13 protein-coding genes and 2 rRNA genes are annotated in these 15,070 nt (G+C 69.5%); 1 reads left to right on the top strand and 14 read right to left on the bottom strand.

Features of this window, described 5'->3' with window-relative positions:
* Positions 1-243: 243 nt before the first annotated feature.
* The 12 genes from ACTWPW_RS19325 to ACTWPW_RS19270 form a co-directional block, all read right to left on the bottom strand.
* Complete coding sequence (locus ACTWPW_RS19325; protein ID WP_375115139.1) at positions 244-1,011, bottom strand: TIGR03936 family radical SAM-associated protein; 768 nt, start codon at positions 1,009-1,011, stop codon at positions 244-246.
* Positions 1,012-1,149: 138 nt separating this feature from the next.
* Positions 1,150-3,060, bottom strand: coding sequence for a TIGR03960 family B12-binding radical SAM protein (locus ACTWPW_RS19320; RefSeq protein WP_375115138.1), 1,911 nt, complete (start codon positions 3,058-3,060; stop codon positions 1,150-1,152).
* Between the two features lie 20 nt (positions 3,061-3,080).
* Positions 3,081-3,260, bottom strand: a complete 180-nt coding sequence (locus tag ACTWPW_RS19315) for a hypothetical protein (protein WP_364113385.1) — start codon at positions 3,258-3,260, stop codon at positions 3,081-3,083.
* 4 nt (positions 3,261-3,264) lie between these two features.
* Positions 3,265-4,383, bottom strand: a complete 1,119-nt coding sequence (rodA, locus tag ACTWPW_RS19310) for a rod shape-determining protein RodA (RefSeq protein WP_375115137.1) — start codon at positions 4,381-4,383, stop codon at positions 3,265-3,267.
* Between the two features lie 469 nt (positions 4,384-4,852).
* Complete coding sequence (gene mrdA, locus ACTWPW_RS19305) at positions 4,853-6,898, bottom strand: penicillin-binding protein 2 (protein ID WP_375115136.1); 2,046 nt, start codon at positions 6,896-6,898, stop codon at positions 4,853-4,855.
* A complete protein-coding gene (gene mreD / locus ACTWPW_RS19300) occupies positions 6,895-7,359 on the bottom strand; it encodes a rod shape-determining protein MreD (protein ID WP_375115135.1) in 465 nt (154 codons plus the stop codon). The genes mrdA and mreD overlap by 4 nt, the downstream gene beginning before the upstream one ends.
* Positions 7,356-8,234: a rod shape-determining protein MreC gene (mreC, locus tag ACTWPW_RS19295; RefSeq protein ID WP_375115134.1), complete on the bottom strand. Its 879-nt coding sequence runs from the start codon at positions 8,232-8,234 to the stop codon at positions 7,356-7,358. The genes mreD and mreC overlap by 4 nt, the downstream gene beginning before the upstream one ends.
* Complete coding sequence (locus ACTWPW_RS19290; protein ID WP_443169479.1) at positions 8,234-9,265, bottom strand: rod shape-determining protein; 1,032 nt, start codon at positions 9,263-9,265, stop codon at positions 8,234-8,236. The genes mreC and ACTWPW_RS19290 overlap by 1 nt, the downstream gene beginning before the upstream one ends.
* Before the next feature lie 458 nt (positions 9,266-9,723).
* Positions 9,724-10,134, bottom strand: coding sequence for a nucleoside-diphosphate kinase (gene ndk / locus ACTWPW_RS19285; RefSeq protein WP_090773482.1), 411 nt, complete (start codon positions 10,132-10,134; stop codon positions 9,724-9,726).
* A gap of 154 nt (positions 10,135-10,288) precedes the next feature.
* Entirely contained in the window at positions 10,289-11,881 is a 1,593-nt protein-coding gene (locus tag ACTWPW_RS19280) for a hypothetical protein (protein ID WP_443169478.1), read from the bottom strand.
* 68 nt (positions 11,882-11,949) lie between these two features.
* Entirely contained in the window at positions 11,950-12,294 is a 345-nt protein-coding gene (locus tag ACTWPW_RS19275; protein WP_443169477.1) for a DUF4233 domain-containing protein, read from the bottom strand.
* Complete coding sequence (locus ACTWPW_RS19270) at positions 12,291-13,580, bottom strand: bifunctional folylpolyglutamate synthase/dihydrofolate synthase (RefSeq protein WP_443169476.1); 1,290 nt, start codon at positions 13,578-13,580, stop codon at positions 12,291-12,293. Before ACTWPW_RS19270 ends, ACTWPW_RS19275 begins: the two co-directional genes overlap by 4 nt.
* 187 nt (positions 13,581-13,767) lie before the next feature.
* Here ACTWPW_RS19270 and ACTWPW_RS19265 point away from each other — a divergent pair, with 187 nt between their 5' ends.
* The gene (locus ACTWPW_RS19265; protein ID WP_443169475.1) at positions 13,768-14,586 is read left to right on the top strand and encodes a dioxygenase family protein; all 819 of its coding nucleotides are present in this window, start codon (positions 13,768-13,770) and stop codon (positions 14,584-14,586) included.
* A gap of 111 nt (positions 14,587-14,697) precedes the next feature.
* Here ACTWPW_RS19265 and rrf read toward each other — a convergent pair.
* Together rrf and ACTWPW_RS19255 are read right to left on the bottom strand one after the other, a co-directional pair.
* Positions 14,698-14,814, bottom strand: a 5S ribosomal RNA gene (gene rrf, locus ACTWPW_RS19260).
* A gap of 137 nt (positions 14,815-14,951) precedes the next feature.
* Positions 14,952-15,070, bottom strand: a 23S ribosomal RNA gene (locus ACTWPW_RS19255); the annotation flags it as partial.

Genomic DNA, 15,070 nt, shown 5'->3' with positions numbered 1-15,070 from the left:
GGGGCGGCTGGCGGAGCGGCGACGCCTGGTCACCTTGGGCTGTTCAATTGTCTCCCCGTCAGGGCCAGTGGCCCCGGCGTTGGGCTCGTTATCGAGCATGCGGGCGCTCTCCCGTCAGCTCCCGGGCGCGTCGCCGCGCCGCGCAGGAGCCCTCGTGTCTCGTTGTCCGCCGGCGTTCCCGAGTCGGGGGCGCCGGCGCCAAGTCCTGTCAGCGGTCGTGCCCGGCTCTCGCCGATCACTTCCTTAACCGGCGACGTGCTCACTCGCCGGTCCCGCCTCGCCGCCGCGCGTGGTGTCGCGGTCCAGGTCGAGCGGGTCAGCAAGTCCACCGGTGCTGGCGTCGAGCGGCCCCTGCGCCAGCCTGGTCACCTCGGGGGGAACCGGCGGCGCGAAGTCGGCCACAAGGCGCAGCCCTGTGAGCACATCGTCGGGTCGAACGGCAGGCGTCATGTGCCGAACAACCATGCGCAGTATGACACACGGTTCTCCAAGCACCTGAGCTGCGGATCTGTCTGTTCCCTCGGACACCACGAGCCCCAGGACCGCCTGCCGCGCGTCGAAGCGGCGGGGACCCTTCTTGGTGAGGCGCTCGACTTCCACCGTGCCTTCCGCGAGAAACTTCTCCACCGCCACCTCGGCGAGCTCGCGATCGGCACTGGGCAGCCGCACCTCCCAGTCGGAGACCTCCAAGCGATCGGCCAGCCCCCCCGGACCTGCCTCCACAACGTCGAGCACATCGAGCCCGGGCGGCAGCGACTCGTCAAGCCTCTGCTTGACCTGGTCGGGGTCGCACGGCGTGGTAACACCGATCTCGAGGTATTCGGCTTCGCTGGCGACGCCGGTCGGCGCCGCGCCCGCGTAGGAGATCTTCGGGTGGGGCGAGAAGCCCGCGCTGAAAGCCACCGGAATGCCGGCACGGCGAACCGCTCTCTCAACGGCCCGCGAGATGTCGCGGTGACTGGTGAAGCGCAGGCGGCCGCGCTTGGCGTAACGCACACGCAGGCGCTGCACCGTGGGCGCGGGCGGAGGCCCTTCGGGAACAGGTTTCAGAGCTTGTCGTCCTTCCCTTGTAAGAGTTCCTTCGTCTCAGGATAAGCCGCGCTGGTGCGTGAACGTGTACGCCGAGACACGGCTCGCCCACTGAGCGCGCTAGACCACCGTAAGAGGAAGGAGTTTCCGCCCCGTGGGACCGATCTGAATTTCTGTGCCCATGGTCGGGCAGACGCCGCAGTCGTAGCACGGAGTCCAGCGGCAGTCCTCGACCTCACCGCCGGAGACGGCCTCCTGCCAGTCCTGCCACAACCATTCGCGGTCGAGCCCGGCGTCGAGGTGGTCCCACGGCAGGACCTCGTTCTCCTCCCGCTCGCGCGTGGTGTACCAGTCGACGTCGACTCCCGCCTTCTCGGCGGCGGCCATCCAGCGCTCGTAGGAGAAGTGCTCGCTCCAGCCGTCGAACCGGCCGCCGCCCTCCCAGACGGCCCTGATCACGGCGCCGACCCTGCGGTCGCCCCGCGACAGCAGGCCCTCCACGATGGACGGCTTGCCGTCGTGGTAGCGGAAACCGATGGCCCGGCCGTACTGCTTGTCGCCCCTCAGCGAGTCGCGCAGCGCCTTGAGCCGCCGGTCGACGGTCTCGTGGTCGGCCTGCCCGGCCCACTGGAACGGCGTGTGCGGCTTGGGCACGAAGCCGCCGATGGAGACCGTGCAGCGGATGTCGCGGCTGCCGGTCGCCTCGCGGCCCGCCTGGATGACCTTCTTGGCCAGGTCGGCGATGCCCAGGACGTCTTCGTCCATCTCGGTGGGCAGCCCGCACATGAAGTAGAGCTTGACCTGCCGCCACCCCTGCGAATAGGCCGTGGTGACGGTGCGGATCAGGTCTTCCTCGGTGACCATCTTGTTGATCACCTTGCGCATCCGCTCCGAGCCGCCCTCGGGCGCGAACGTCAGGCCCGAGCGCCTGCCGTTCCTGGAGAACTCGTTGGCCAGGTCGATGTTGAAGGCGTCGACCCTGGTCGAGGGCAGCGACAGCGAGGTGTTGGTGCCCTCGTAGCGGTCGGCCAGGCCCTTGGCCACGTCGGCGATCTCGGAGTGGTCGGCGGAGGACAGCGACAGCAGGCCGACCTCGTTGAAGCCGGACTCCTTGATGCCGTTCTCGACCATCGCGCCGATCGTGGTGATGGAACGCTCGCGCACCGGACGCGTGATCATGCCTGCCTGGCAGAACCGGCACCCGCGCGTGCAGCCGCGGAAGATCTCCACGCTGAATCGCTCGTGCACCGTCTCGGCCAGCGGCACCAGCGGTTTCTTCGGATAGGGCCACTCGTCGAGGTCCATCACGGTGTGCTTGTGCACCCGCCACGGCACGTCGGCCCGGTTGGGCGCGACCCGCTTGATGCGGCCGTCGGCGTGGTAGTCGACGTCGTAGAACTTCGGCACGTAAACCCCGCCGGACTCGGCGAGCCGCATCAGCAGCTCGTCACGCCCGCCCGGTCTGCCCTCGGCCTTCCACTCGCGGATGACCTCGCTGATGGCGATGGAGATCTGCTCCCCGTCGCCGAGCACGGCCGCGTCGAGGAAGTCGGCGATGGGCTCGGGGTTGAAGGCCGCGTGGCCGCCCGCGAGCACGATCGGGTCGTCCTCGCCGCGGTCCACGGCCAGCAGCGGAATGCCGGCCAGATCGAGGGCGGTCAGCATGTTGGTGTAGCCGAGCTCGGTCGAGAACGAGACCCCGAGCACGTCGAAGGCGCGCACCGGCCGGTGCGCGTCGACGGTGAACTGCGGGACGCCCTCGGCCCGCATGAGCGCCTCCAGATCGGGCCAGACCGCGTAGGTGCGCTCGGCCAGCGTGCGGGGGAGCTCGTTGAGGATCTCGTAGAGGATGGCCACACCCTGGTTGGGCAGCCCGACCTCGTAGGCGTCCGGGTACATCAACGCCCACCGAACGTCGGCGGAGTCCCAGTCCTTGACGGTCGAGTTGAGCTCACCCCCGACATACTGGATGGGCTTCTGCACCTTGGGCAGCAGCGCTTCCAGGCGGGGGAATATCGACTCGACAGTCATACCGTCCAGGGTAGCGGCGCTCAGACGGTGGCAGGTCCGGGGATGTCGATGTCGTTTCCGCTGAGCACCATGATGTGGTGCCCCTCGTAGCAGGTCAGCTCGACGGCGATGACACCGCTCTGGAGGTTGTGTACGCCGATGACATGGTTCGCGGGCAGCAGAAAGCGCTCCTCGCACTCATCGCAGTAGGCCAAGAACATACCTCTAATTAAACGACTGTCTTCGCACCCGGATGGCTTGAAGCAGCCCAATCGCAATGAGATTGGCAAAGGTGGCGGTGCCGCCATATGACACGAATGGCAGCGGCAGCCCGGTGATCGGCATGATTCCGATCGTCATGCCCACATTGATGAACGTCTGGAACGCGAACCAGCACACGATCGTGCCCGCGACCAGCGTCCCGAACCTGTCCTCACACTGCCTGGCGATCTTCAGCCCGCGCAGCAGCACCACCCCGAGCAGCAGCACCACCGTGACCGACCCGAGGAACCCGAACTCCTCGCCCGCCACCGTGAAGATGAAGTCGGTGTGCTGCTCGGGCACGAACCGCCCGGTCGTCTGCCCGCCCCCGAGCAGCCCCTTCCCGAGCAGTTGCCCGGAGCCGATCGCGATCATCGACTGCGTGCTGTTGTAGCCGACCCCGCGCGGATCCACGCTCGGATCGACGAACGCGGTGAACCGCGCCACCTGGTACGGCTCCAGCATCTGGAAGTAGAACACCGAGAACACCCCGGCCCCCGCCGCCAGCGTCAGCACCCCGATCCACCGCTTGCGCACCCCCGAGATGATCAACCCCGCGGCCGTGATCACCCCCAGCACCAGCGCCGTACCCAGGTCCGGCTGGAGCATCACCAGCCCGATCGTGATCCCGGCGGCGATCAGCGCCAGCACCACGTCGAGCCCGCGCGGCCGATCCGTCCCCTCTGCCGGCTGCGCCAGCAACATCGCGATGATCAGCAGCAGCCCCACCTTGGCGAACTCGGACGGCTGCACCGCGAACCCACCGCCGAGCAGGATCCACGAGTGCGACCCGTTGATCGTCGCCCCCAGCGGCGTGATCACCAGCCCCAGCCCCACCAGCGACAACAGGAACACCAGAGGCGCGTACGCCCGCATCGCCCGGTGGTCCACCATGGCCACGATCCCGCACAGGACCACGCCGATGACCTCGTTGAGCAGGTGCTTCTTCACCAGCCCCGTCGAGCCCGGCGCCCAGGTCCTGGTGGACGACCACACCAGCAGCGTGCCGATCACGCACAGCCCGGCCACCGCGACCAGCATCAGCCCGTCGAGCCGCCGCACCGTCGAGTTCTCGCGAGCCATCCGCCGCAACAAGGAGGGCCGCCGAACGGCCACCGTCCGCGCCATCACCCCTCAACCCCCAACCCAACCCGGACGCGCAAACCCCCACCACTCCCCCAGCCCACGCCAACCCCACCTAGAACCACACCCCACCCAGGCATCCCCCAAGCTCCAGATTCAACCCTGCCCCCCACACCCTCGCGCATCCCGAGCACCACCCACCCGCATCTCCCGGCAACCGGCCCCACCCCGGCCGAACGCCCGCACTTCCGAGCAAGCGCCCCACCGCCCGCCGAACGCCCGCACTTCCGAACAAGAGCCCCACCCCCCGCCGAACGCCCGCACTTCCGTGGGACCGCCCCACCTCTCGCCACACACCCGCACTTCCCGAGCACCACACCCCGGCGCTCCCGAGAAACCGCCCCGACTCTCGCTGCACGTCCGCACTTCCGTGGGACCGCCCCAGCCCCCGCCACCACCACTCGCCCGCTCATCCCCCGGCCACCATCCCGTCGGGCGAGAACGTCGGCAGGCGCGTGGTCAGCCGCCCACCCGGCACGGCGGGCTTGCGCTTGATGCCGTAGATCCCCTCGTAGATCTCCCGCACGGCCGGGGCCGCCGTCTGCGCCCCCATCCCACCCTGGGACACCATCACGACCACCACGTACTGCGGGTTCTTCGTCGGCGCGAACGACGCGAACCACGAGGTGTCCTTCTTCCCCCAGACCTCAGCCGTACCGGTCTTGCCACCCACCCGCACCTTGTTCATCGGGAACCCGGCGAAGGCCCCCGCCGCGGTGCCGTCCTGGGCCACCTGGCTGAGCGCGTTCTTGATGTACAGGCGCTCCTTCTGGCTGAGCGGCAGCTTGCCCACCACCGGCACGGGTATGGTCCTGACCACCTTGCCGTCGGGCCGCACCTGCGCCCACCCGATGCGCGGGCTGCGCAGCTTGCCGTCGCTCACCAGCGCCATGTACGCCCTGGCCAGCTGCATCGGCGTCACCAGCACGTCACCCTGGCCGATGGAGAAGTTGGCCGAGTCACCCGGCCGCAGCAGGAACCCCTCGGTGCAGTTCTCCAGCGCCAGCCGCTTCAGGAACTCGGCCCGCGCCCTGTCCTTCACCTCCGGATAGCCCTTGCGCGACCGCTCGCAGTTGACCGCGCTGGTCTTGTTCCACAGGTCCTTCTTCCAGGCCCGGTCGGGGATCCGGCCGGAGGACTCGCCGGGCAGGTCCACGCCGGTCGGGTTGCCGAACCCGAACGACCTGGCCATGTTGGCGAACACCTCCTTCGTGGCCTTCTTGGGATGCCGCCCGCCGTCCTTGAGGTATTGCTCGTACGCCGCCCGGTAGAAGATCGTGTCGCACGACTTGACCAGCGCCGTGTGCAGGGAGAGCGTGCCCAGCGCGATGCCGCGGAAGTTGTTGAAGGCCCGGCCGCCCACGGCGTAGGAGCCCGGGCAGGAGTATTGGCCGTTCAGCGGATAGCCCGCCCGCAACATCGCCGCCACCGACGAGACCTTGAACGTCGAGCCCGGCGCGAACTGGCCGTTGATCGCCCGCGACACGAGCGGCTTGCCGGACTTCTCCGACAGCAGCCACTGGTATCCGCGCGCCGAGATCCCGCCTCCCCAGATCTCCGGGTCGTAGCCGGGCGCGCTGGCCAGGGCCACCACCCGACCCGTACGCGCGTCGAGCACCACCCCGGCCCCTCCGTCGGCCCCCGGCGCGGACTTCATCGCCTTCCCGAGCGCCTTCTCCACCACCGCCTGCACCCGCGAGTCGATGCTGGTCACCAGATGGTCGCCCGGAATGGGCGTCACCTGCTCCTCGACCCCGAGCGCCTTGCCCATCCGGTCGACCTGCACCCTGCGCAGGCCGGCCTTGCCCCGCAGCGCGTCGTCGTAGACGTATTCGAGCCCGTCACGCCCGGCCAGGTCCACCCCGGAGAAGCTGGCCTTCAGCCCTTCACGCTTCTCCAGCTCCGCCTCGGTGACCGGCTGCAGGTAGCCGAGCATCTGCGCCCCGGCCCGGCCCCCCGGATATTGCCGGACGGAGTGGATCTCCGCCGTCACCCCGGGGAACTCCTCCTGCCGCTCCAGGATCTGCAGCGCCTCGCGCGTGTCCACCTTCTCGTCCAGCGGAACCGGCTGGTACGGCGACCCCGTCCAGCACGGCTTGCCCACCCCCGGCCCGCAGGGCGTGATGCGCTGCTGCAGGTCCGCGACCGGCTTCCCGAGCACCGCGGACAGCTTGCGCAGCACCTTGATGCCGCCGTCCTTCATCCTGGACAGGCGGGTCCTGTCCACGGAGACCACGAGCGCGGTCTTGTTCCGCACCAGAGGCCGTCCGGACGAGTCGAGGATCTGCCCCCGCACGGCGGGCACGATCACCGCCCGCGTCCGGGTCTCCGTCGCCCGCGTCACGAACTCCTGCCCGCGCACCACCTGCACCTGCCACAGCCGCACGGCCAGCACCACGAGCAGCGTCAGCACGAGCAGGTGCAGCACCAGCAGCCGGGCCCGCATCCTCATCATGTCGAGAACCTCGCCTGTCTGCCCCGCATGGTCAGCCAGATCACGACCGGCGAGACCACCAGCGTGTAGACGATCGTGACGGGCACCTGCTCGGTCACCGTGGACATCGTCACCCGCGGATCGGAGATCAGCCCGCCCACGGCCGCCGCCAGCAGCGGCGCCATCAGCACGCACAGCACGACGGTGGTCACGGGCCCGCCCGCGCCCCGCCCGGCGACGTAGCCGACGAGCGCCATCACGAACGCGTACTGGCCGGCCAGATGCGCGGACGGCGGCATGACGTCGACCAGCAGGCCGGCGAAAAACCCGAGCACGGCCCCGGGCGCGGGCCCCCGGGCCAGCGCGGCACCGATGACGGCCAGCAACACCAGATCGGGCGCGCCCCCGGCGGGCAGCGGCACCCGGTTGACCAGCATCACCTGCGCCAGCAGCGCCAGCACCACGGAGACTCCCCCGATCACCGCGCCCCCTCCTTGGCGGGCAGCACGGCGTCACGGGGATCCCGCTTGGGCGCCTCCACCACCACGCCGACCGCGTCCAGCGCAGTCAGATCCGCGTACGGCCGGGCATAGGCGATCCGCGTCAGCTCCCCGGGGGTGGACTCCACCCGCTCGATCACCCCGATCGGCACCCCCGGCACGTACGGCGTCCCGTGCTGGGACCCGAAGCTCACGATCCGCCCGCCCCTGCTCATCGGCGCCGTCGAGTCGAGCAGCCGGAACTGCACGAGCCGCCCGTGCTCCCCCACCCCGTGCACGACGCCGATCTCCTTGCCCCCTTCGAGCCGCGCCCCGGCGGCCGAGGCGGGATCGCTGATCAACACCACCGTCGAGGTGCGCGAGGAGGCGTGCACGACCCGGCCCACCAGCCCGTCGCCGTTGAGCACGGTCATCTCCGGCCGCACCCCGTCGTTCGTGCCGACGTCGATCTGCACGGCGTCCTCGAACCCCGGCTGGCCGCGCCTGGCGACCACGGTGCCCGTGACCACCCGGTATCCCCCGGCCCCGGCCAGCCCCAGGAGCTGCTTGAGCTCCTTGGCGCGGTCGGCGTCGAGCTTGCCGGCCAGCAGGCCCGTCCGCAGCTTGGCGTTCTCCTCCTTGAGCGCCTCGATGCGATCCTTCGCGCTCGGGGCGGTCAGGATCGCGTGCACGAACCCGCCCACGGGCCGGACGACCCCGCCGCCGATTTGCTCCGCCGTGCCGAACAGATAGGCCCCGGCCGCGCGCAGCGGGCGCAGCGGAGAGCTGTCGCCGGCGCGGTGGTCAACGGTCAGGATGACCAGCGCCGCCGTCAGCAGCACTCCCAGGATCAGCCGGGCACGGCGTGAGTCTCTCATCAGTGTCGCGACTCCGACACCAGGACCTGCTGGAGGGCCTCGAACTCCTCGGCGCACTTGCCGGAGCCGATGGCGACCGAGTCGAGCGCGTTGTCGACCAGGTGCACGGGCATGCCCGTCTCGGCCTTGACCCGCTCACCGAGCCCCTTGAGCAGGGCGCCCCCGCCGGTGAGCGCGATGCCGCGGTCCATGATGTCGCCGGACAGCTCGGGCGGGCACTTGTCGAGCGTGGTCTTGACCGCGTCGACGATCGCGTTGACCGGCTCCTCGGTGGCCTTCCTGATCTCCTCGCTCGACACGATGATCGTCTTGGGCAGCCCGCTGACCAGGTCGCGCCCGCGCACCTCCGCGTGCGACTCCTCGCCGAAGGGACACGCCGAGCCGATGGCGATCTTGATCTCCTCGGCGGTGCGCTCGCCCAGCATCAGCGAGAACTCCTTCTTGGCGAACGCGATCACCGCCTGGTCGAGCTCGTCACCGCCGATCCTGATCGACTGGCTCGTGACCACGCCGCCCATCGAGATGATCGCCACCTCGGTGGTGCCGCCGCCGATGTCGACCACCATGTTCCCGGTCGGCTCGTGCACCGGCAGCCCAGCCCCGATGGCGGCGGCCATGGGCTCCTCGACGATGTAGACCTTCCGGGCACCCGCCTGGTATCCGGCCTCTTTCACCGCCCGCTGCTCAACACTCGTGATGCCACTGGGCACGGCGATGATGATGCGCGGCTTTGCGAAATGCCGGCGTTTATGCACCCTCTGGATGAAATATCGCAACATCCGTTCGGTGACGTCGAAGTCTGCGATCACGCCGTCCTTGAGCGGGCGGACCGCGATGATATTGCCAGGCGTACGACCGATCATTCGCTTGGCTTCGATGCCGACCGCCACGATCTTGCCGGTCGCGGTGTTGATCGCGACGACTGACGGCTCATTGAGCACGATGCCGCGGCCACGCACGTAGACCAACGTGTTGGCGGTGCCCAGGTCGACCGCCATGTCACGGCCGAGGAACGCGAGCTTGCTGCCCATGGGGAACGGAGCCCTCCGTAACGTCGTTCGCGAGTGACTACGGATTGAATTCGAATCGTAACGTGACGTACCCACCGATGGGCGCAATGAGCCATCGCGCCCGTCAAAAATCTCCAGCCCCTACCTCAACCGCAATTTTGCCCGGATTGCACCACAACATCCGACCGAGTGCTGGAACGATCCAACTTCCAACCCTGAGGAACCCTACGGTAAGCGCCCGACAAAATCCGGGCCGCAACACCGGCTCCCGAACCACCGGCGACGCGAGCAACCATACGGCCGGTCACCGACAGAAATGCCCCCGCGGAAAGTCCCCACCGAAAGAAGCCCCGAGAAAAGCCCCCGCACAAAGCACACGCGCCCGCACAGCCGAAGCCGCACGGGCGCACGAGGAACGAACCTCCCCCAGACCGCCACGAACAGGCCGCGGCGCGAGCGGGGCGAGAGGTCGGGATCGGCTAGAACCGGTCCGGGAAGAAGATCTTGATCTCCCTGGCGGCCGACTCGGGCGAGTCGGAGCCGTGGACGACGTTCTCGCCGATCTCGAGGGCGTGGTCGCCGCGGATCGTGCCGGGAGCCGACTTGACCGGGTCGGTCGCGCCGGCGAGCGCGCGGAAGGCCTCGACGGCGCGCGGACCCTCGAGCACCAGGGCGACGAGCGGCCCCGAGGTGATGAACTCGACGAGCTCGCCGAAGAACGGCCGCTCGGAGTGCTCGGCGTAGTGCGCCTTGGCGGTGTCGGCGTCGAGGGTGCGCAGGTCCATCGCCACGACCTTGAGGCCCTTGCGCTCCACACGGGCGATCACGTCACCGATGAGGCCGCGCTTAACCCCGTCGGGCTTGATCAGGACAAGAGTGCGCTCGGACACTTGAAGTTCTCCTTCGAACAGAGTGGGGTCGCGGCTGCGGGCCGCGAAGACGCTCGCGGGGCACGTTTGCCCGCACGTCGCCGTAGCAGGGCCCTCAGCTTACCGTCCCGAGCCCCTGCCCTCGTTTCCCGCGGGAAGCCCGGGCCGCGAGTTCCTACGACGAAGCGGCGTCCTCGGGCGAATGCCCCTGCGGCGGCACCGCCGGCGCGGACGGCCCCTCGCCCTCACCGGCGGCCCCAGCGCTGCCGAAGGCGCCCTTGGCCGACACGGGCAGCACGACACGCGGGATCGCGCCGGTAGGCCGGTCCTCGTCGTCCCCGCCATCCTCGGCATCGGTACGCTCCGGCGCCCGTACGAGCAGCACGTCCTTGGGAGAGGGCATGCCCGCGCAGGGAACGGGCGGTGTGTCAGGCTCGTCGTCCGCACCCCCCGGCGACCCCCGCCCGGGGCGCCGCGCCATCACGGCGGCCAGCACGATGATCGCCACCACCAGGAACCCGCCGATCAACGCCCACCAGTGCAACGCCCCCACGAAGCTGTCGACGAGCTCCTGCGCCGAACGCACCCCGTCCAGCATCGACATCTGCACCCCCGTGCCGAGCAGGAACCCCGCCAGCACCCCCGCGCAGCACAGCGACAGCCCGAACGTCGCCGTACCGATGCCGACATCCTGCAGCGCGGCCGTCAGCGCCACCGCCGCCCCGGCCGCGAGCAGGCTGAACGGCACCGCCAGCACCAGCCCGTCAGCGGACGGCACCACGAGCCGCACCGAGCACAGCCCGACGACCATGGCCAGCAGCCCCAGCGGCGCCAGCCAGCGTCCGGACGTCCGGCACAGCAGCCGCACCGCCACCGAGGAGGCGATCGCGAGCAGCCCGGCCACGCTGTACGGCACCCACAGCCCCCGCAGCCCCGGCCCGCCGAGACCGCCCATCTCCACCAGCGTCACCTGAGCGGCGCTGGGCAGCAGCACGACGCCGACCGCCACCATCGTGAACGCCAGCGTACGGCTCTCCGCGGCCCCGATCGAGGCCAGCGCCAGCAGTCCCACGACCGCCACGACCGCCAGCAGGATCACGGGAATGGCCCGCCACCCCTCGCTGGCCGTGCTGATCGCCACGGCCGCGATGCCCGCCGCGGGCACGGCGGCGAGCAGCAGCCGGCTGCCCTCGCGGCCGACGGGACCGGGCGCGGCGGGCCTCCCGGACAACATCCACACCGCCAGGTGAGCGGCGGCCAGGCCGAGCGCGACCCCTGTCACCAGCGGGTACGGCTGCAGCGTGACCCGCCAGCTGTCCACCGCGTCGAGCGGCCACAGCGCCAACGCCTGCGCCGTGAGCAGGCTCAGGCTGAACACTCCCACCCACAGCGCCCGCAGGGCCGGCAGGCGGTGCCACACGGCCGCCAGCGTGGCGGGCAGGATCAGCCCGGCGCCGATGCCCCGAGCCACCCGCACCGCGCCGACGACGAGCTCGGAGCCCGCGTAACCGCCGGCGGCGTCGGACAGCGCCATCAGCGCCAGCCCGCCGACCAGCAGATGAGCCACCGGAACCCGGCGCAGCGCGGCGGCCGCGAGAGGGACGGTCAGCATCAGTGCGGGCAGTGCGAGCCCGTGCGTGCGCATGAGCCCGGCCTGGTCGAGGTCGCCGGGCAGCAGCCTGGCGACGACGGAGAGCGTGTTGGGTATCGCGACCACCGCCAGGGGCAGCGACACGACGACGAGCAGCCCGAGCAAGGTGTCGAGCAACCATTGATGTCCGAGGCGCGCCTGATGCGGCGGCCGCGAAATCGGGGGGACGGCCATGTTGGCCGACTTTAGCGGGAAGTAGCGCCCTCGACACGGCGAGCGACCATAATCGCCGTGATCCACAGTGCCGCGAAGATCGCGCCGAGGAAGAACATGGTCGGTACGAGGAAGCCCGCGCAGATGGCCAGCACCTGTACGACGCTGCCGAGAACGTAGCCGAAAGGCCTCTTGAGCAGGCCCGCGGCGACCACGCACAACACGGCGAGACCGATGCCGACCGTCACCGCGAGCCAGGGCTCCGCCCCCACCACGGCGATCGCCACGGGCGTGATGAGCCCGGCGACGATCGCCTCCATGCCGAGCACGCTGGCGCCGAGCCTGCGCATGCCGGGGGTGACCGCGAAGTTCATCATGTGCCGTCCGCCTTGAGCAGCTGCCGCGCGTCGCCCGCCGTGACGACGGATCCGGTGATGAACACGCCCGTGCCGCTGAACTCGCCTGCGGCGTCGGCGATGCCGATGCCCCTGTCGATGGCGTCGTCGAGCCGGTCGACGACGTGTACGCGATCCTCACCGAAGAGCGGCACCGCCAGCGCCGCCAGCTCCTCTGGCGACATGGACCTGGGCGAGGAGTTACGCGTGACGATGATCTCCTCGAGGATCGGCTCCAGCAGCTCCAGCAGCCCCTCGACGTCCTTGTCGCGCATGACCGCGACCACGCCGATCATCTTCGCGAAGTCGAACGCCTCGTGCAGCCCCTCCAGGGTCGCCTGCATGCCACCCGGATTGTGCGCCGCGTCGATCACGACCGTCGGGGTGCGCCGGACGACCTCCATCCGCCCGGGCGAGGACGCCTGCGCGAACGCCTGGCGGACGAGCTCGACGTCGAGCGGATCGTCACCGCCCGTCAGTGCCTCGACGGCGGCCAGCGCGCACACCGCGTTGCTCGCCTGATGGGCGCCGTAGAGCGGCAGGTAGACCTCTTCGTAGACACCCTTGAGCCCGCGCAGCGTGAGCAGTTGCCCGCCGATCGCCACCTCGCGGTTCAGCACTCCGAACTCGAGCCCTTCGCGCGCGACGACCGCGCCCACCTCGGCCGCCCGCCGCATCAGCACCTCGGCGGCGGCGAGCTCCTGCTGGGCGAACACGGCGGTGGCGCCGGGCTTGATGATGCCCGCCTTCTCCGAGGCGATGCTCGGGATGTCCGGGCCGAGCCGGTCGGTGTGGTCGAGCGAGATCGGCGTGACCACCGACACCGTCCCGTCGGCCACGTTCGTGGCGTCCCAGGACCCGCCCATGCCGGCCTCCACGACGGCGACGTCGACCGGCGTGTCGGCGAACGCCGCGAACGCCATGGCCGTCAGCAGCTCGAAGAACTGGATCCGCCGCCCCTGGGTGTCGGCCAGCTCGACATAAGGAATGATCTCCTCATAGACCTGGCTGAACCGCTCCTCGCTGAGCAACTCCCCGTCCACGGTGATCCGCTCGCGCATCGACACCAGGTGCGGGCTGGTGAACCGCCCCACCCTCAGGTTGCGCTCCCTGAGCAGGGCCTCGACCAGCCGCGCAGTGCTGGTCTTGCCGTTGGTGCCGGCGATGTGTATGACAGGGTACGCCCGCTGCGGCGAGCCGAGCAGGTCAAGAAGGGCCGCGATCCGATCGAGCGTCGGCTCGAAATCCCACTCGACGCCACGATCCATGATCGCGCGTTCAACCGCACGATAATCCACCCCTCAACCCTACTGACCGCCGATAGCGCTCCGTCCGCGGGGCGAACATATTGCGGACCGTATAGAAAAGTGGAGGGTACTCACCGCGACGGCCGGGGTGCCACCTTGGGAAACAGCCCGCCCCACCCCCCGGCGGGCCGCTCAAGAGGAGGCCATCGTGGAAGGCGAGCACACTCGCGCGGGAGAGCAAGGCGGCATCAGCAGAAAGACGTTGTTCAAGGCGGCTCTCATAGCGACACCCGTACCCTTACTGATCGGAGAGGTCCCGGCCCTGGCCCGGAAGGCGGCCGGGAGCGGCGGACCGCTCACCCCCACCCCTTACTGCGACGACGGCGACGACCCCACGCCCCCGCAGACGGAGGGCCCCTACTTCAAGCCGAGCTCCCCCCAGCGCACGGTCCTCCCCGGCACGGGCACGGCGCTGACAGTCAGCGGGTACGTCTTCGGCCTGGCCTGCCAGCCCCTGGCCAACGTGCTGCTGGACTTCTGGCAGGCCGACAGGAACGGCGCGTACGACAACGTCACGTACAACTTCCGCGGTCACCAGTACACCAACGCCCAGGGCGCCTTCAAGCTCACCACCATCGTGCCCGGCCTCTATCCGGGGCGTACGCGGCACATCCACGTGAAGGCGCAGGCCCCGGGGCGGCCGGTCCTGACGACGCAGCTCTACTTCCCCGGCGAGCCCCGCAACAACACCGACACCATCTTCGATCCCGCCCTGCTCATGAACGTGCGCACGGTGGGGACGGGCAGGGAGGCCACGTTCGACTTCGTGCTCAACGTCCCGGGCGTTCCGCCCACGGACCCCCCGACGAGTCCGCCTCCGGGCGGCGGCACCTGGCGGGTTGGGGTGACCTACCAGGCGGGTGACCAGGTCACGTATGGAGGCGCGGCGTACCGCTGCCTCCAGGGGCACCAGTCACAGGCCGGCTGGGAACCACCCAACGTCCCCGCCCTGTGGCAACGCGCCTGACCTTCAGGTCCCCGAACGCAAGAGAGGGCCACCTCAGCTGCTGGGGGTGGCCCTCATTGCACACAAAAAAGGGCCCCGACGCGTTGGCGTCGGGGCCCTCCCCAAAAGATTGTCCGGCGGTGACCTACTCTCCCACACCCTCCCGAGTGCAGTACCATCGGCGCTTAGAAGCTTAACTTCCGGGTTCGGAATGTAACCGGGTGTTTCCTTCCCGCCATAACCGCCGTAACCCTATGAAACTAACAAGCACACTGCTTGCTGTCTCAGAATTACATAGTGGACGCGAGCAAGATTCTCTGGTGTGGCGCGGCTCCGGACCCGGCGAAGAGTAACAGAGCGCAGCACACACCAAAGCAATATGCTTTGTGGTCAAGTCCTCGGCCTATTAGTACCGGTCAGCTCCACACGTTACCGTGCTTCCACCTCCGGCCTATCAACCCGGTCGTCTACCGGGAGCCTTACCCACTCTCATGGTGGGAGACCT

The organism is Nonomuraea sp. KM90 (assembly GCF_052246675.1).
Classification (GTDB): domain Bacteria; phylum Actinomycetota; class Actinomycetes; order Streptosporangiales; family Streptosporangiaceae; genus Nonomuraea.
The sequence above is the reverse complement of the archived record's forward strand: the minus strand, read 5'-3'. Positions and strand labels throughout refer to the sequence as shown.

Excerpts from the sequence above, each read along its gene's own strand:
- ACTWPW_RS19275 (WP_443169477.1), bottom strand. The coding sequence starts at position 12,294 with ATGATGAACTTCGCGGTCACCCCCGGCATGCGCAGGCTCGGCGCCAGC.
- rodA (WP_375115137.1), bottom strand. The coding sequence starts at position 4,383 with ATGGCTCGCGAGAACTCGACGGTGCGGCGGCTCGACGGGCTGATGCTG.
- ACTWPW_RS19290 (WP_443169479.1), bottom strand. The coding sequence starts at position 9,265 with ATGGGCAGCAAGCTCGCGTTCCTCGGCCGTGACATGGCGGTCGACCTG.
- mrdA (WP_375115136.1), bottom strand. The coding sequence starts at position 6,898 with ATGATGAGGATGCGGGCCCGGCTGCTGGTGCTGCACCTGCTCGTGCTG.
- ACTWPW_RS19315 (WP_364113385.1), bottom strand. The coding sequence starts at position 3,260 with ATGTTCTTGGCCTACTGCGATGAGTGCGAGGAGCGCTTTCTGCTGCCC.
- ACTWPW_RS19270 (WP_443169476.1), bottom strand. The coding sequence starts at position 13,580 with ATGGATCGTGGCGTCGAGTGGGATTTCGAGCCGACGCTCGATCGGATC.
- mreC (WP_375115134.1), bottom strand. The coding sequence starts at position 8,234 with ATGAGAGACTCACGCCGTGCCCGGCTGATCCTGGGAGTGCTGCTGACG.
- ACTWPW_RS19320 (WP_375115138.1), bottom strand. The coding sequence starts at position 3,060 with ATGACTGTCGAGTCGATATTCCCCCGCCTGGAAGCGCTGCTGCCCAAG.